Source organism: Streptococcus parasanguinis (assembly GCF_016648925.1).
Classification (GTDB): Bacteria; Bacillota; Bacilli; order Lactobacillales; family Streptococcaceae; genus Streptococcus.
The window spans coordinates 75,783-93,164 of sequence record NZ_JACLQX010000003.1; the positions used below are offsets into that span (position 1 = coordinate 75,783).

At 35.0% G+C, this 17,382-nt stretch carries 16 protein-coding genes; all 16 read right to left on the reverse strand.

All coding sequences use genetic code 11. The features are described from left to right. Positions 1-48: 48 nt before the first annotated feature. Positions 49-1,512 carry an ABC-F type ribosomal protection protein Msr(D) gene (gene msr(D) / locus H7T97_RS01815; RefSeq protein ID WP_000420313.1) on the reverse strand — a complete coding sequence of 488 codons (1,464 nt, stop codon included), beginning with the start codon at positions 1,510-1,512 and terminating at the stop codon, positions 49-51. A 119-nt stretch (positions 1,513-1,631) separates the two neighbouring features. Further along, the gene (mef(A), locus tag H7T97_RS01820; protein WP_000417519.1) at positions 1,632-2,849 is read right to left on the reverse strand and encodes a macrolide efflux MFS transporter Mef(A); all 1,218 of its coding nucleotides are present in this window, start codon (positions 2,847-2,849) and stop codon (positions 1,632-1,634) included. Between the two features lie 385 nt (positions 2,850-3,234). Beyond that, entirely contained in the window at positions 3,235-3,405 is a 171-nt protein-coding gene (locus H7T97_RS01825; protein WP_000873143.1) for a hypothetical protein, read from the reverse strand. Positions 3,406-4,033: 628 nt separating this feature from the next. Further along, positions 4,034-5,716: an ABC transporter ATP-binding protein gene (locus H7T97_RS01830; RefSeq protein WP_009731041.1), complete on the reverse strand. Its 1,683-nt coding sequence runs from the start codon at positions 5,714-5,716 to the stop codon at positions 4,034-4,036. A 2-nt stretch (positions 5,717-5,718) separates the two neighbouring features. After that, positions 5,719-6,456, reverse strand: coding sequence for an ABC transporter ATP-binding protein (locus tag H7T97_RS01835; RefSeq protein WP_001244586.1), 738 nt, complete (start codon positions 6,454-6,456; stop codon positions 5,719-5,721). Between the two features lie 135 nt (positions 6,457-6,591). Then, complete coding sequence (locus H7T97_RS01840) at positions 6,592-7,332, reverse strand: ABC transporter permease (protein ID WP_000949747.1); 741 nt, start codon at positions 7,330-7,332, stop codon at positions 6,592-6,594. Positions 7,333-7,610: 278 nt separating this feature from the next. Next, the gene (locus H7T97_RS01845; RefSeq protein WP_000113543.1) at positions 7,611-8,240 is read right to left on the reverse strand and encodes a TetR/AcrR family transcriptional regulator; all 630 of its coding nucleotides are present in this window, start codon (positions 8,238-8,240) and stop codon (positions 7,611-7,613) included. Positions 8,241-8,901: 661 nt separating this feature from the next. Then, complete coding sequence (locus H7T97_RS01850; RefSeq protein ID WP_006151551.1) at positions 8,902-9,042, reverse strand: hypothetical protein; 141 nt, start codon at positions 9,040-9,042, stop codon at positions 8,902-8,904. A gap of 204 nt (positions 9,043-9,246) precedes the next feature. Then, positions 9,247-9,768: a hypothetical protein gene (locus H7T97_RS01855; protein ID WP_000097857.1), complete on the reverse strand. Its 522-nt coding sequence runs from the start codon at positions 9,766-9,768 to the stop codon at positions 9,247-9,249. Then, positions 9,758-10,444, reverse strand: a complete 687-nt coding sequence (locus H7T97_RS01860; RefSeq protein WP_000933618.1) for a DUF3800 domain-containing protein — start codon at positions 10,442-10,444, stop codon at positions 9,758-9,760. The genes H7T97_RS01855 and H7T97_RS01860 overlap by 11 nt, the downstream gene beginning before the upstream one ends. A 526-nt stretch (positions 10,445-10,970) precedes the next feature. Then, entirely contained in the window at positions 10,971-11,978 is a 1,008-nt protein-coding gene (locus H7T97_RS01865; RefSeq protein WP_000763879.1) for a DUF5677 domain-containing protein, read from the reverse strand. Positions 11,979-12,495: 517 nt separating this feature from the next. After that, positions 12,496-13,479: an acetylxylan esterase gene (locus H7T97_RS01870; protein WP_201089164.1), complete on the reverse strand. Its 984-nt coding sequence runs from the start codon at positions 13,477-13,479 to the stop codon at positions 12,496-12,498. Between the two features lie 105 nt (positions 13,480-13,584). Continuing rightward, positions 13,585-14,352, reverse strand: a complete 768-nt coding sequence (locus H7T97_RS01875; RefSeq protein WP_201089166.1) for an alpha/beta hydrolase — start codon at positions 14,350-14,352, stop codon at positions 13,585-13,587. Positions 14,353-14,418: 66 nt separating this feature from the next. Next, positions 14,419-15,990, reverse strand: a complete 1,572-nt coding sequence (gene ffh / locus H7T97_RS01880) for a signal recognition particle protein (RefSeq protein WP_201089168.1) — start codon at positions 15,988-15,990, stop codon at positions 14,419-14,421. A gap of 34 nt (positions 15,991-16,024) precedes the next feature. Beyond that, positions 16,025-16,357: a putative DNA-binding protein gene (locus H7T97_RS01885; protein WP_003016592.1), complete on the reverse strand. Its 333-nt coding sequence runs from the start codon at positions 16,355-16,357 to the stop codon at positions 16,025-16,027. 80 nt (positions 16,358-16,437) lie between these two features. Further along, positions 16,438-17,382, reverse strand: coding sequence for a 3-oxoacyl-[acyl-carrier-protein] synthase III C-terminal domain-containing protein (locus H7T97_RS01890; RefSeq protein ID WP_201089170.1), 945 nt, complete (start codon positions 17,380-17,382; stop codon positions 16,438-16,440).

The following is a 17,382-nucleotide window of genomic DNA, read 5'->3' on the forward strand; positions in this document are numbered from 1 at the left end:
GGAGTCGCCAACCAGAACAGACTATACTGACCAGCGACTACCTTAAATTTAATGTTTCAGATTTATTTTCTTATCTCTAATTTCATAAACTACATCTGCTACATTTTCGAGTAATCGTTTATCGTGGGTGATAAACACGATAGTTCCGGTGTACTCCTTCATTAGTATTTCCAAAGCCTCTAAACTTGGTATGTCAAGGAAGTTACTGGGTTCATCCATTATTAGGATGTTATATCTACCCATGAGCATTTTAGCAAGCAACAATTTTATAATTTCTCCACCGCTTAAAACAGATAAACTTTTTCCAATATCGTTCTGTTTGAACCCCATAGATGCTAGCACTGAACGAATTTCTGATATATTGTAGTCACAATCCTTCTGCATAAACTCCATAACATTCTGATTACTGTTGTACTTGTAACCATTCTGTGCAAAGTAACCTATTTTTGCCTTAGGCGAAATAGAAATTCCTTCTTCATGGTTTAAGATCATTTGGATTAAAGTTGTTTTTCCGATTCCATTACCACCAGTTAACGCCACTTTTGCTCCTAACGGAATTTGAAAAGATGCATTTTCAAACAGAGCCTTATCCCCAAATACTTTATTAATTTCTGCACCGACTATAGGGTATGGATTATGGAGCTCCAATGCTTTACTTTGCCTGAAACGAATTCTGCGAATGCCTTCCGGAGCTTCTACTTTTCCTAAGGCCGCAATCCTGTGCTCTAGGGTTTTAGCAGCATTATACATCTTTTTTTCCTTACTTCCTATTGATTTTTGATGAGCTAAACGCCCTCCGTCTTCAGTACTTTTTTTCTTTGAAGAACCTTTTGCCTTCTGTTCTATTTTACGAGCCTGTTTTCGCTTTTCCTCCGCAGCCCTTTCCAATCGGGCACGTTCCGCAATAAATTGTTCGTATTCTGCAGCTTGGCTCTTACGTTCTTCCTCTTTCTGACGAAGATAATCAGAATAGTTTCCCCAATACTCAGTGATTTTGCCATCTTTCAGTTCCCATATTTTATCTACTATTTCATCAAGAAAATAGCGGTCATGGCTAATAACTAACAGTGCACCTGTAAAATATTTTAGCTGTCCTATTAGAAAATCAATTCCTTCACGGTCTAAATGGCTCGTAGGTTCATCCGCTAAAATACCATGAACCTGTGCCGATAAGGCCTGTGCTATTTTAAGCCTTGTTTCTTCACCACCGCTCATAGTCTGTATATTTAATTGCTCAACACCTAGCTTGCCTACAAGTGCAAAATCTTTTTCCTCCTGCAGAGTTACTTCGTCCAACTGGGGAATATAGGCAAGTTCACCCAGACGATTCATTTTACATCCTGGGGGAGTTAATTCTCCTAAAAGTACCCTGAGTAAAGTGCTTTTTCCAGCACCATTTGCTCCTACTAAACCAATACGGTCATAATCATATACTTCTAATTCATTTATATCTAAAACATCGCGTCCTTTGAATTCCACACGAATGTCTTTTGCTTTTAATATTAATTCCATAACATTTCCTCCTGTCTATAATCGCATGCTTTCATTTGCTTGTATGCAGGGAAAACCCTGCGATTTTAGCAGGAAGAGTTACATGAAAATAAGATACATAAATATTCCTCCAATATTGTTTATTTTAAATCTAATTTTCTAACCTCAGTTATCATTTGGCAAACTATAGCAATGCCAATAATTAAAATACCTGATAGTAAAAACCAATGATTTACACCGATTTTATCAGCAAAGAATCCAGAAAGAATTAACCCAATTGGCATAGCAAGTGACATGATACTTCCGATCAAAGAAAATACACGTCCTAAATATTCAGGCTTAATTTTCTCCTGAAAAAGAGCTGTTTGCACACCGCTATAAAATGGCACCGAAAGCCCCATTATTGCACAGCAAACTACGAATATTACAAATCCATTTGGAGGAAGTATTCCCGAAACGGCTAAACTGGTCCCCATTATAAAAAATGAACTTGTTATTAGTAATACATGCTTTTCGAAGCCCCCTAATCTTCCTAATAATAAGCCTCCTGCTAGCATCCCAAATGCAAAGGAAATTTCCGTAATAGAAATATGCACAGGCGTTCCATTAAAGTGTTCCATGCTTATTAAAGGAAATAGTGCATTGATTGGCATATAAACAAAAGTATATAGTGTTCCTAAGAGTAATAAGGCAAACAATCCTTTGTTTTGTCTCAGAACCACAACTCCTTCTTTCATCTCCCTTATGAAATTTGGTTCTAAACTTTGCACTTGATTACCCAGCTTAGGTATACGTACAATTGCTACCGTAATAGATGCAATCACAGCACCCAATACGTCGATGGCAATAATAGCATTTAAATCCCAAACGGAGTATAAGAGTGCTGCAACTGCCGGACTAACAATATAGCTTATAGACTGCAAAGACTGACTATAGCCTGCGCATTTCGTTAGCTGTTCTTCTGGTACTAAAAGTGGTGTAACCGCATTGAGTGCTGGGGTATGAAAAGCTGTTCCAATGCTACGGATAAACAATACTATCATAATCATCCAGACAGGTAGCTCCATACAGAATGCAACAATAGCAAGCACTGCACCAGCTGCTGCGATAATTAAATCGGCACCAATCATTATCTTCTTCCTATCATGACGATCCACTAGCACACCAATGGCAGGTCCCAAAATCGCATAGGGTAAAAAACCTACTAATGAAGCCATAGACAAGACCATCGCAGATCCTGTTTTTTCTGTAAGGTAAAAAATAATCGCCATTTGCAGGATGGCACTAGTGATTAATGATACTGCTTGCCCTGCCCATATTGCATAAAATTTTCGTTTCCAATTGTTGTATTTTTCCATTTATATTATCTCCTGCATATTATTTTGCTTGAATTTCTATTTTGAATAGCATTCTAGGCAATAAAAAATGCAGGCCAAACCCCACAATGTGGCTTTTGGTCTGCATACATACAATTTGGAAACATTCATATTAAAGACATAGTTAAATAAAGGTATAGTTAAATAACCAATATCCTCACCGTAACTAATGAATGCTCAATATCGTATAAATAAGCACAACAAAAAAGCCTATCATCGGGTATAGATTCTGCTTTTTTTATTGCCAGCTTATCTTAAACGCATTGAGGCTGTCATAGTTTCGGTTCCTCCTACATCTTTGTTTATATCAATTTATAGTATAACACAACAAGATGATATGTTCAATATAAAAGTTATGGAATGAGACTCATACTTCCAATTCGATGCCAGATTTAAAGGATATGACGAAGTTTTCTTCATAGACTGTAACGCTCTGGATTATCTTCCTTAGTAGCAAGCGATTAGCTTTCACAAAATCTTCTGTTTGTAGTTTTAAAAATTCATCAGGATTTTCTAACTCAACCTCAAAATATTTCATTTTACATTCCCTCATTTCATTTATTGATAAATTGAGTTTGCAAAAAAGAGTGGACAATTTTTGTCTACTCTTAACCTTTAAAATAGTTTTTTTTAATCGATTTGAAGTTGCCTAAATTATTACTTATTCGGTAAAATGAAGTATTGCTTTCAACAGATTTCCTTCAACTACACTTCACTTGATTCAAACAAGGTGGGTACATTTCTATTCCCACAAACTCCTTGTCAATGGAAACAAACACGTACCCACAGGGTAAATGGAAATAGAAACTGATAATTTCTAGCTATCACTTCTACTCATTCCAAAAATTTTCTCACTCTGATACTTACCCACCATAAAGCAAAAAGCCTTGCAATCAAGGCTTTCATTATCCCTTTCGTTCAAAGGTTTCTAAGCTTTTACGAGCAGAGCGACACACTCAGCGGTTCGCTATCTCCGTTCTGTCTGCGTGCTAGCACTTGTCAATCACGGACAGCTATCGCATGGGCGGAAGTAAATGCTAATCTTCGTCGTTTTACTCCTTGACTAGCAAACTTACCGCCTCAACATGTGGTGCTAGCAAGCTTATATATTATAGAACGAAAAGGATAGAGTGTTTTATAAAATTATACTATAAAATGAAAGAGAATTACACACTCAACTCAAACAACTTATAAAACTCACCTCTCCTATCCATCAAATCACTGAAAGAACCATCTTCAACAATAACGCCATCTTTCATAAAGAGAATTCTATCGTATTTTTTCAAAATGTTCTCATTCAACTTGTGGGTTACTACAAGTGCAGTCAAATTTTGAATATCCAAGATTGAACTTTCAATTTCAGTAGTTACTTGATTATCCAAAGATGAAGTAGCCTCATCCAATAATAAGATTGGTGTTTTTCGAATCAAGGCACGCGCAATACTAACTCTTTGTTTTTGTCCGCCAGATAGATTTGAGCCATTCTCTCCACATAAAGTTTGTAGACCAGATTCATTTTCTAAAACATAACTTTCTAAACCCGACTGCTGTACAGCTTGCTTTATTTCCTCATCAGTGAAGGATTGATTAAGAGTAATATTTGCTCTTAAAGTATCATCAAAGATATAAACGTCTTGTTGAACAATTGTCATTAAGTTATAAAGGCTCTCTGCTGAAATAGCTTGCAAATCTATATTATCAATGGAGATGTGCCCACTTGTTACATCGTAAAAACGCAGTAATAGATTGAGCAAAGTTGATTTCCCACTCCCTGACATTCCAACAATTGCAATTTTTTCTCCTTTTTGAATCTTCAAAGATAAATGGTTAAAAATTTTTTCTTTAGTATTAGGGTAAGAAAAGTCTATATTTGAAAAAGAAATAACATCATCGAAATATTCTTTTGTTTCACCAGTCTGAAGCTCAGTTACATCTTTTACCTCAAATGCATCTAGTGTTGCCTGACCTTCACGAAATTTACTTATTCCCATTCCAACTTCATTCAGTGGCATTACTACAAAATTGACCAGTTGAACAATAGCTGTTACACTCCCAATTGTGGTAGAGCTATTAAATACGAGATACATCCCTCCACCAAAGGCTACCAAAAAAACAATCATCCCTGAAAGCTGTGAAATAACATTAGTTAAAACGTCAAATTTCCCTTTTATAAAATTTATTTCATCAAATTTTTCACTTTCATGACTATAATCCTCACAGATAGCATCTTTCACATTAAAACTTTTAATAACAAGAAATCCTGCTAAAATATCTTTAACCTTAGCTAAATACTTCTGATCGGCAACCATAGCTCTATTTTGTAAAGAGGCTGATTTTTGTCCAATAAATCCTGAAATCATCATCGGAATGATGCTAGCAATGATAACTAATAAGGTCAAAAACCAATTACCTATAAACATAGTTAGAAGTGAAAAAATCATTAAGGAAAGGTTTTTTGAAATATTAAAATACTGGTATAGATAATCTTGCTCAATTTTCTTCATATTTTCGGTTAATACGGAAATAAATTTCCCTGATTTTTCTTTAGAAAAGTCTCTATAATCCCTATCTAAAATAGATTGGAACACCTTGTTTTTGTATCTTGACATGATTTGCCTAACAAGTTTATTTCTCAATCGAAGAGATATAAAGTTGAGTGCTGCATAGATGAAAATAACAGTAGCTCCTACTAGTACCGCTTGAGTTAAGGCTTCTTTATTTTGGGACATGCCACTATCAATAATACCTTTAATAGAATAAGCAAAAGCAATATTAGTTAAAGGGACCAGTATATTAAATATCATGAAAGCATAAAAAGCCTTCTGATGGTTCTTTATCAATTGTTTCATCCTTAATCTACCTCATAATTCTTAATTTCATTTAGAAAATGTGACATAAAATATTCTTCTAAGTCAATATTCTCTCTCCTAATCTCTTTCATAGAAACCTGTTCTACAATTTCTCCATTTTTGATAAAGCCAATTTTATCTGCTATCTGTGAAATTTCCGATAATATATGACTCGATATTAGAATAGTAATTCCATGCTCCTTAGAAAGCGACAACAAAAGATTTCGAATTTCTTGAATCCCTATTGGATCTAAACCATTGATTGGCTCATCTAAAATTAACAATTTAGGTTTTGTTAGAAAGGCACGAGCTAAACCAAGCCTTTGCCTCATTCCTAACGAAAAATCTTTTACTTTTTTAGTCGTATTTTTTAAGCCGACCATTCTTAAGGCTTTTTTTATATCTGATTCAATAATATTTTTCCCCATATATTGAGCGTGAATTTCCAAAATTTCTTTTGCAGTGCAATTATCATAAAAAATTGGTGATTCAATAATACTTCCAATCTGACTTAGGATTTCTTCTCTGTGTTCTTGTAGATTTTTCCCAAAAATTTCAATACTACCTGATGTAATTGTTGATAAGGTTAACATACATTTCATTAACGTTGTTTTTCCAGCACCGTTCGGTCCTAAAAAACCATAGATTTCTCCTTCAGCAATTTGAAGGTTGATACCACTTAAAATTTCTTCTTTATCAATTGTTTTAAAAACTTCTTTTATTTCAACAATATTTCTCATTTCTATCTCTCTTTCTATATCCAGCTTTAAATGAAAGAATTTTTCTCCTGGAGCATAAATACCAACTTATACAGCCTCTTTTTTTATAGAAATCATCAAGGAATTATCACATTCCTTCAATTAAATTCAGCTATGCTACTTGATACTAATATCTTGTCTTGAAATATTATAAATTGAAAATGAAGTAATCATTAAACTTATGAAACTTGCAAATATCAAAAAGAATAAGTTATCAGCAATATTATTAGATAAACTTCCTGGACTGGCATTCGAAAGTAATGCTGCTAAACCAAGTCCTGTAAGCATTGTTATAGCTGTTGAATGCTTAATCATACCTAAAACAAATGGTAATAACCCTATTAGTACTGTTCCAAACGTAATTCCAGCTAAGTTAATTAATTGATTAGCTACAGGGATACAACTAGATTCAGTTACAACAGCCATGAATCTAATGAATATTTGAATAACTAAATGTGCAGAAAAATGGGCAATAAATGATATTAGGATGACTAAAAGAATTTTTCCCCATAGTAACTTTATTTTAGAAATAGGGTAAGAAAACAACTGAAAAATTGTTCTTCGTTTAAATTCATCAATGATAATCGTAGATAATAAATAAGATTCGAAAATCAAAAATGCTGCTTTTGTAAATAAAGATGAAAACAATGAAGCTACAATTGCCCAGCCTTCCCATTTACCAGTAACTCTAATAACATTAGAATCCTGACCAGCGAATTCTCCTAGTTTATTGTCAGTACCTAAACCCATAATAATGATTGCTGTAATGCCTAACACTATAAAAATAGTACACAACCAGGCTAAAAATAATTTAGGTTTAGAAATTTTATTTAATTCAATTTTAATAAGCGATAACATAGATTCTTTCCTCCAAAGTGTAAATAAAGAGTAAACTATTCAAACTAATCTCAACAAATATTTAAAAATTAGCTTATTTTTCAGACAATTACACCATACATACTATCGGTATGGCTACACTGAAAAATAAACATACCTACGGTATGTATAGTGGATTTTTAATAACACACTTTAAGTGTGTTATTTTTAAATTATAAATTATGTAATATAGTTTACTCAATTGATAATACATAAATAGAAATTAGTATTAACAAGAATGTCATGCGACTACTTATTTACTATTTTTTTAAGTGATCAAATAAGTTGAAAATCACCTCCATCATTTCATCAGAAATTAACTGTACCCCTAGACCTTCAAAAGTAAGTTTAATGAAATTCATTTTGCGCTTTAATTCTACTAATGAAAAAACGGAAATTTGAAAACCAATCCAAATATTTAGAGTTAAAACAATTAAATCTGCTAGCTCTTCTGGATATTCTGTTTTAATAGACCCATCTTCAACTCCTTCGTAAACTTTTTCTCTAATTTCGGGTAAAAAATCAGAAAATAGACCTAGATACTGCTCTCCTAACAAACGTGGACTTCTAAGCATGATTGAGGCAGAGTAAACGAGCCTTTGGTGTTCAAAATTAGAGAAAGAGTCCATCAAAGAATTTTGTATCTTTTCTAACCCAGTATTTCCTCTCCAATTATAATTTAAAATTTCTTGATTATTTTCGCTAATGATTGTTTGCAGTATATCGTATTTAGACTCAAAATGATGATAGATAACACCTTTTGTTAATCCACCTAACCCATCTATGATATCTTGTATTGACGTATTATCAAATCCTTTTTCTAAAAATAAATTTTTAGAGACCTCTAGTATTTTTTGTCTAGTTTCATGTGAGTTTCTATTTCTTGCCATTCCAGTCCCTTTCTATCATACCAATGGTATGTAATTCTATTGTAGTGGAAGTAACTAATAATGTCAAGTTCTTTATTGGAATATGAAAAACCTTTATAATAAAGGCTTTTCATTATTACTTCGCTACAAGGTTTCTAAGCTTTTACCAGCAAAGATACACACTCAACATGGGTTTTAGAGGACTAAATGGAGTCTGAATTGCCTGATAGAGATGTAGTATTGATTAAGCCATCAACAAAAAATGTACAAAACAAAAATAAAGTACACTACTTAATGAGTGCACTTTATTCTTCTAATTCAGTTTTATCAATGGTTTAGCTCTAGTTAAATCAATTGTACATAAACTTTTAGTTTTTTTTTGGAACAAAAATATCCTAAAGTCTACCCTATCAAAGTGAAAACTGGAAATTTATTAAACCTGAATTTTAGTGAGAATATACTTTACTAAAATCATATAGTTAAAGTCTGACAAGGAATTTGCCAGACTTTTTGTCATCAGTGTTCTTTAATATAATTCATCCCTGATTGATTCAACAAACTCCGTGTAAAAGCGCTGAATGGATTGCTTAACATAATCAGATTGGCGGTCATCAGTCCCATCTAACAATCTCTGATAGCTATCCAAAGATTCTACATCCTTGAGTTGACTTCAAAGGTGTGCCTAATACACCGGCTTCTCAAAGTCACTAAGAAATCCTTTTAGCGATTCTTTTTGCATTCCTTGGTAAATATTTTTATCTAACCGAATACCAAGAGTGTTTAACTCAGTTGATAGGTTGTCGTAAAGTTCTTGTAAGTCCATAATGTACTCTTTGTAAATAAATTTCATGCGGGAATAGAGATATCCATTTGGACATTTGGGAGAATATCTCTGAAATTATTGCTGTCTGTTAATTAAATACTTGCAATATTTTATAGTTTTGGTATAATATAGTTAACTCATCGACCAAGTTGTTGAAGGAGATTGCGATTACGTCCCTAATCATAGGGACGTTTTCTGTTTTTCTCAGTTAGTTTTATATTTATCGTATTCTTTCAGTTTCTTTCGAAGTACATTATCATAGTGTATGTAAAATGCTGTTATCAATAAATAGTAACTAGGTCTTTCTTCAAGTACAATAAAATAGCGATCTACTGGATCTAATAAAAATATTCTATTAGATTTTTTATACGGTCGTTCATATATTAAGAAACAATCTTGTTTGCAAATCTTGTTATGATCCGTTTCTATTGCAGGTCTTAACCAACATAATCTTTCGCTCCTTCTTAAATCAGGTTCTCGTTCTTCTGAATCTATATCAAAATTTTTACAGGTAAGATGAAAATAACTATCTTCTTTACCTTCAAAATACGGATACGACTTTAACTCGACAAATTTCCCTCTAAAAGTTATCTTGAAGTTGAACAATTGCTCTAAAAATACATTCTCATATAAAAAATCATCATAAAGAGCATAGTCACCATTAAATTGATCAAGTGTTATCTTCGGAGGAAGGATAGGACAAAAATCTGTTACGTTACTGCTCATCACTTAACTCCATTTTAAAAATATTGAATTTTATTGCGTTATACTTTGTATTCGTTGTTAACTCATGCTTAGCTCTATTAGAGATTAAATTACTTAGCCTGATTCTAGCTAAACTACTTTCAAAGCTCCTATTTTTATAAGCTACTGCCCCTATCAATAGGTCAGCTAATTGCATTATTGAGTTTTCATGAGAGCGAATTTGTTGAATATTTTTGATATGTTTGGGTGACTGCTTCCAGTTTTCAAGAATATTCTTTAACTTGTTAACTTTTAAAATACTATTTGTGTCTTTTATATCTATAAAAACGTTAACATCATCCTCAAAGAGAAATTTTCTTACTAAATAAAAGTACTGCTTATAGTAAAAATCATCGTGGGTTTGATTATATTTCTTATGGTTTAATTTATTTTTGTCTATTATAACTACTCTAAAATTAAGATGCTCATTATCAAAAAAATAATTTACAAGATCTTCATAAAAGGTAATTTTAGAATTTGAAACTTTCCTCCACTTTATTTCAGAACGTGAAGAAATACCGTGTTTTCTTTTTATTTCTTTTATCTCCTTATAGACAATATTCCTTACATAGTCTGGACAAGAAATCCCTCCTATTAACATTACACTCTCACCATCATTTTCCAAATGACAAGACTCATCACAATATAAGTTGAGCATCTTAATAACTCCTAATTTTTGTAGTAATAATTCTATTATACCACGAACCCCCAGTAAAACTAAGACTTACAAAGGATTATTCTTCAAGAATTAGTATGTATTTTTAAGAACAATAATCTAAAATAGATTGGAGAACAGACATCTTACTTCGGTGTCTGTTTTTCTATACCTAAAAATGTACTTTTGCTCTTCATCAACTTCACCAAACTTTCTTCTAAAATATACATTAAAAAATCTCCTAATGGACTACAATATAGATACCACGATGAACGTTATTCTAGCTTTTTCAATTTTACATAATAAAATAAAGTACATTTTTCAAATAGTCTACATTACTCCTTAAACTCAGTTGTATCAAGGGTTTATCCACTGTCTCGGGAAAAGTACAAAATTTTTTAGTTTTAACATGTAGTAATTTTCAATGAAAACTTTATGTATACAAATAAAAAAAACAATATATTGTGTTTTGCTGAGTCTTTAATAAAAATAATTTTAATTTTTTGTACTTTTTTATTCTATCAAATATCTATCTTAGACTTAAATTTTTTTCATTATTCCATAATTTGGGTTCATCAGGAAAAATATAGTCATGTGTTTTAAAATATTGCTCTCTTACCACATCAATCCACTTATTTAGCATTTTTGCAGCTATTATAGAATCACCAGATGGATATACCATCAAAAGCAACCCCGTAAGTTGCGCTATTGTTATAGCAGAGTGTTCACCAGGTATTGTTAGTCCATAATCAGTATGCCCTACACTTATTTTCTCTTCCCCGTCCATTAGACCTAATCGATTAAATGTGCCTTGTGATGATGCATGTGTGACTTCATTAGAGATTCGATATGGTTGTTGCCATAATTCTGATGGGAAATTGGATTTTTTTCTGATATCGTCAAAACTTATATATCTCTTTTTAGGACTAAATTCACCACAAGCTCTTGCCCATTCATAACGATCTTCTGTATTATGTGATGAAATATAAGCTTCAGCAACTTCCTCTCCATATTCTGAAATAAACGACGCAATAATATTTAATTCGTAAAGTGAACGCCATCTAGAATACGCACCATCAGCAAATCCATTTTTCATTAAAGTGATTATCTCTAAAAATTGTTGTAGACCTCTTCCGTGTATGTATTTTAAGGCTGTGTATTTATGAATAGATTTTTCTCTCTCCTTGTTATCAATTTTATTTACATAATCAGAATAATCTTTTACAGATTCAAGAACCATCATATACATGGTCTCAGATGTAGCAAACGCATTAGACCACTTTTGCTCTATTCTTGCAATTATTTCTGTTTCCTCTCCTCTAAACAGTAACGTATTCTCATGCATTATCATCTTAGCATCTCTTACCATTTGATTTGAAGTGTCATTAATCATTTCTAGATATAATCCTGAAAAATCAGCCTTTTCATATTTTTCATAAAATTTATCAATTTCAGATTGATTTTTTAATTCTTTTACATGTTCTACGAGAATTTCTTTTAGTGTATCTTTAAAAAACTGTCCAAATTTATCGGCCATTATAGCTCCTACCTTTTTAATAGTTTATACATAGTATTTATTGCAATAATCTTCTAGTCTAAAAGAAAATAAATTAGAAAATCTTGTATTTTACGTTTAGAAATAGCGCATCATCTATCATTAATTATACCATCAACAAAATAAAAATCTATATCTTGTGTTAAGTAGGAACATAAATAAGTTTTAAAAAAATGTACAATTGAACCACCACTTCTTCTGCACTTATTAGAGTAAAAAATGTACAAAATAATCCCTTAAATCAGATGATGTTATGAACTAGAAAACATACAAAATACCACTCCAGAATAATGTACAAAATAAAAATAAAGTACACTTTTTAAAGAATGTACTTTATGCTTCTAATTCAGTTGTATCAATGGTTTAGCTCATGTTAAGTCAATTGTACATAAACTTTTAGTTTTTAGGACTGTTTTGTATCTCTTTCTATACTAGATTCCTTTTTAACACAATAAAATCAGCAAACCTCATGGATCTACTGATTATTTTCTTATCTAACTTATTTTTCTACATATCGAAATGGAATCTTGCTACCACAGAGCCAATTATAGACTCGATCATTGACTTGAACGTTCATAGCTTCATGAGCATATTCTGGCATGATTAAATGCTCTTTTGGACATTCTAATCGATTATAAATAGCAAACTGTGTCACAGGATAACAGACATCATCATCTAGTCCTGTAATCATGTGAACTTGTCCCTTGATCCGATGAGCAAAATTTTTCACATCAATATAGGCCAAAGTCTGCATCAAACGATCTTCCGTTTCATGAAATGGATCGTGGAACTTGAAATAACGGAAAAGCTCGTCATAAGCCTCGCTGGTGTTCCCGATCTCTAATACACGTCTGAAATCTGATAAGAATGGATAAATGGCTACCGTTCGTTGTATACGAGGATTCAATCCAGCAGCAACCAGGGCCAAGGCACCACCTTGTGAGGCTCCGTAACTAGCAAGTTTGCTGTCGTCTACTTGAGGAAGGCTGGCTACAATTTCAATTAACTGGTAAAGATCTAAGTAGACATCCTTATAAAAGAGTTCATCCTGACCTTCTACGGCTCCACGGATAATCTGTCCTTTTACGGTATTTCCAAGTGGTGAACGATCTCCGTCTGTTGAAAAACCTGACTGACCTCTTACGTCCATAGATACAACACCATAGCCGGCTACTGTATAAGCTAACATATCAGCCCAATCCCAACAACGGCCCATATAACCATGAAAATGGAAAATAACGGGAACTTTTTGATCTGTTTTTGGGAGAACAACCCGCGCATAAACGGATCCATCTCGTGTTCCTTTAAAGGTTAATTCATAACAAGCAACATTTGGAATGATGAAATCTCGTTCTTCGAGCTTGTATTCTGGCAGTTCAGTAATCTTTGCTAGGGCTTGATCCCAAAAAGCATCAAAATCTGCGGGAACCTCATCCCGTCCCTTGTAAACTTTCATTGTCTCTAGTAATTTAGGATCTTTCATAAAACCCTCCTTAGCTATGTGTAATCGCTACAAAAAATGTACCATATTTACTTAAGGATTGCAAGAGACAAACAAAAATTACATAACCGAAATTATGTAATTTCATTATAGATTCAAAAATAGACTTAATTGTTTCACTAGATCTGGATTAGTGGGTAAAGCTGAATGATGAGCCTTACGACCGTTTAAATTCACTTCTGTATAGGTTTGATTGTCAAAAATAGATTTTGCTGCTTGTGCACTAGAGAGAGGAACGATGCCATCTGATTTTCCAGCAAAGCTACCAACAAAATTAAGGACCTCTACTTCTTTTCCTAGGCGATGCTTCCATGTTTGAAAATCATCATACATTTCTTGATTGAATTGGTAAGGACTGCCAATAATAACGAGCTTGCTTACGGTCAGCTTTTTCTTTTCTAAAAAGCCACTTTCCAATAAACCAGTCAAAACCAGTCCACCATTAGAATGCCCGACTGCCTTGAACTCTGTAAAATGATAGTGATCAAGAAGGTAGGTTAGAGCTATCTTAAGGGATTCGATTTGCTGCTTGATATTGCTGTAGCCGTCTCGATTGTTCTCGAAGCCAATCACAATTATTGGATTCGGCTCTTTCGTATTCAGTCTTCCCTCCATCTCTATAGAATCATCTTTGTTGACTTTTATTTTTAAAAGACTTTGCTTTTTTCTAGAAAAGCGATGGAGCATGCGGATGGTTCCGTTGAATCGCTGGATACTGGCTGAACTCCCAGGTACAAAGATAATCGGTCTAATTGGTGGTTTCTTTGACCCTTTAGGAAATTCAAAGGGCTTTCTGTGGGAAGAAAACAGTCTTACAAAGAAACGAATGACTTGTTGAAATAATTTTTTTAACATGTTTCCTCTAGTAGTAGTTTCTAAAAGAACCCAGAACAGTGTGTTCCAGGCCCTTATTAGAAAGAATTATTTCCGTTTTTTCTTATTTTTGCGCATTTGTTTGGCCATCTTGTTCATCGCCCGTTTCATCATAAATTCGCCGGCTTTTCCTTTGAGACCACCACCAAACATTTGGCTCATATCAGGCATTCCAGCGCCTCCGCCAAGAGCTGACAAGTCAGGCATGCCACCTTGTCCCATCATGCCTTCGAGGGCAGACATATCCGGCATTCCACCAGGCATGTTTTTCGGCATGTTATTTGGATTGAGGCCCATTTGTTTCATCATCTTGTTCATATCGCCAGAGAGGACGCCTTGCATCATCTGCTTGGCTTGGTTAAAGTCTTTGATGAATTTGTTGACTTCGACAAAGCTGTTTCCTGATCCAGCAGCAATCCGACGACGACGGCTTGGATTTAATAAATCTGGATTTTCGCGTTCAGCTGGGGTCATGGATGATACAATTGCACGTTTGCGAGCAATTTCTCGTTCATCGACCTTGAGGTTCTTCATGGCAGGGTTATTTGCCATCCCTGGAAGCATCTTGAGCAGGTCTTCCATTGGTCCCATGTTTTGAACTTGGTCTAACTGATCGATGAAATCGTTGAAGTCAAAGGTATTTTCCCGCATCTTCTCAGCGAGTTCAAGAGAGCGTTTCTCATCGTATTCTTGAGAAGCCTTCTCGATCAGCGTCAGCATATCCCCCATACCGAGGATCCGACCAGACATACGGTCTGGGTGGAAGGTTTCGATATCAGTGATTTTTTCACCAGTACCAGTGAACTTGATTGGTTTCCCAGTAATCTGACGGACAGAAAGGGCTGCACCACCACGGGTATCCCCATCGATCTTGGTCAAAATGACCCCGGTTACTTCGAGTTGTTCATTGAACTCACGCGCCACATTGGCTGCTTCTTGACCAATCATAGCATCGACAACCAAGAGGATTTCATTTGGCTCGGCAAGGGCTTTGACATCCCGCAACTCGCCCATGAGTTTTTCATCGATTTGCAGACGACCAGCCGTATCGATCAAGACATAGTCATTGTGGTTGGCTCTTGCTTGCTCCAAACCTTGACGAACGATCTCTACTGCAGGGACTTCTGTACCAAGTGAGAAGACAGGGACATTGATCTGTTGACCAAGGGTCTTCAACTGGTCGATGGCCGCTGGACGATAAATATCGGCCGCAATCATCAAAGGACGCGCTTTTTCTTCCTTGACTAATTTATTAGCTAATTTCCCAGCAAAAGTTGTTTTACCAGCCCCTTGAAGACCGACCATCATGATAATGGTTGGAATCTTTGGAGATTTGATAATTTCTGCTGTTTCTGAACCCAAAATCGCAGTCAATTCTTCATCGACAATCTTCACGATTTGTTGGGCAGGGTTCAAGGTTTCGATGACTTCATGACCTACAGCCCGCTCGCGGACCCGTTTGATGAAGTCTTTTACAACAGGAAGGGCAACGTCGGCCTCTAAGAGGGCTAGACGAATCTCTTTGGTTGCCTCTTGGACATCCGCTTCAGAGATTTTCCCTTTCTTACGAAGATTTTTAAAGACGTTTTGTAAACGTTCGGTTAAACTTTCAAATGCCATACTCTTTCTCCTAGTTCTGTCTTGTATTTAATCATTAGTCTCGATTATCGATACTGGAAAGTACAGAAATTTGTTCCTGTAAAAAAGGATCTTCAGGGTATTTTTCAGAAATCTGATCCAAAATCTGACTACGAACAATGTAATCGGAATACATATGGAGTTTCATTTCGTAGTCTTCCAAAATCTTTTCTGTACGTTTAATATTGTCATAGACCGCTTGACGGCTCACTCCAAACTCTTCTGCAATCTCAGCCAAGCTGTAGTCATCTGCGTAGTAGAGCTCGATGTAGTTCATCTGCTTGTCCGTCAAGAGCGCTGCATAAAACTCAAAGAGCGCATTCATTCGGTTGGTTTTCTCAATTTCCATACCTTTCATTATATCAAAAAAGCCCGCTAAAGACTAGCGGGACTTGATGCTTTTTGAGCTTGAAATAAGAGGATTCATCATTAAAGTTTCAGCGCCAACATATTGACCGTCATCCCTGCTGCAGTTCCCATCAAGAAGATGGTATCTCCTTCCTTCACATAGCCATGATCCAGTGCATAGGCTAGGCCGAAAGGAACAGCAACTGAAACCATATTTCCATAATCGCTGACAATATTGAGATATTTATCTTTGCCAACTCCCAATTTGTCCATGACCAGTGGCAAGGCCCGGCTAGCTTGGTGGGGAATAATATAGTCTACAGCGTCTTTAGAAATGCCTGATTTCTCTTGGAATTCTTGGAACATTTCTGGAATAACACGAGCAGAAAGTAAGAGAATCTTCTTCCCTTTCATGTCAAACATGAAATCGGTCTTGGTTGCTTCAGAGTATAATTTCGGATGATAAGCTGTCAAACCACCACGAATCTCGGTATCATGGGCTCCCTCAGACCAGGTACGTTGCATGCTAGCAATGATTCCTTTGTCTTCCTTTGTTGCTTCAAAGATAAAGGCTGCAGCGCCATCGCTAAACAGTTCAAAGCTTTCTTTTTGTTTGGGATTAAGCCCTAGGCTTCCTACTTCACTAGATACAATCAGCACCCGTTGGTATTCTCCACCTTCAATCAGATAAGAAACAGTGCTTAAAGCTGATACAAAACTGGTACAAGTGGTGTTGATATCCATAGCAGGAATCGTCAGTCCCTTGGCCACGCGCTCATGGATCAAAGCAGCTGTACAAGGGATGGGCTGAACACCAACTGCACTAGCCGAAACCAGGCAGTCGATGTCTGCCATTTCAAGACCCGCATGGTTTAAAGCAGCTTCGATCGCACGGGCTGCAAGATCAATCTGTGTTTCTTCTCCTTCTTTCACGCGGTAACGAGTCTGGTCTTTGAAAGTCACTGTATGAACTGGAAGCGCTGTTCCATAGCCTTTAATTTGCAAATGTCTTTTTACAGAAGTCAT

Coding starts and splice junctions, on each gene's coding strand:
- H7T97_RS01890 (WP_201089170.1), bottom strand. CDS start 17,382: ATGACTTCTGTAAAAAGACATTTGCAAATTAAAGGCTATGGAACAGCG.
- ffh (WP_201089168.1), bottom strand. CDS start 15,990: ATGGCATTTGAAAGTTTAACCGAACGTTTACAAAACGTCTTTAAAAAT.
- H7T97_RS01840 (WP_000949747.1), bottom strand. CDS start 7,332: ATGTTATCGCTTATTAAAATTGAATTAAATAAAATTTCTAAACCTAAA.
- H7T97_RS01835 (WP_001244586.1), bottom strand. CDS start 6,456: ATGAGAAATATTGTTGAAATAAAAGAAGTTTTTAAAACAATTGATAAA.
- H7T97_RS01845 (WP_000113543.1), bottom strand. CDS start 8,240: ATGGCAAGAAATAGAAACTCACATGAAACTAGACAAAAAATACTAGAG.
- H7T97_RS01855 (WP_000097857.1), bottom strand. CDS start 9,768: ATGAGCAGTAACGTAACAGATTTTTGTCCTATCCTTCCTCCGAAGATA.
- H7T97_RS01870 (WP_201089164.1), bottom strand. CDS start 13,479: ATGAAAGATCCTAAATTACTAGAGACAATGAAAGTTTACAAGGGACGG.
- H7T97_RS01850 (WP_006151551.1), bottom strand. CDS start 9,042: ATGGACTTACAAGAACTTTACGACAACCTATCAACTGAGTTAAACACT.
- H7T97_RS01825 (WP_000873143.1), bottom strand. CDS start 3,405: ATGAAATATTTTGAGGTTGAGTTAGAAAATCCTGATGAATTTTTAAAA.
- H7T97_RS01830 (WP_009731041.1), bottom strand. CDS start 5,716: ATGAAACAATTGATAAAGAACCATCAGAAGGCTTTTTATGCTTTCATG.
- H7T97_RS01885 (WP_003016592.1), bottom strand. CDS start 16,357: ATGGAAATTGAGAAAACCAACCGAATGAATGCGCTCTTTGAGTTTTAT.
- H7T97_RS01860 (WP_000933618.1), bottom strand. CDS start 10,444: ATGCTCAACTTATATTGTGATGAGTCTTGTCATTTGGAAAATGATGGT.
- H7T97_RS01865 (WP_000763879.1), bottom strand. CDS start 11,978: ATGGCCGATAAATTTGGACAGTTTTTTAAAGATACACTAAAAGAAATT.
- H7T97_RS01875 (WP_201089166.1), bottom strand. CDS start 14,352: ATGTTAAAAAAATTATTTCAACAAGTCATTCGTTTCTTTGTAAGACTG.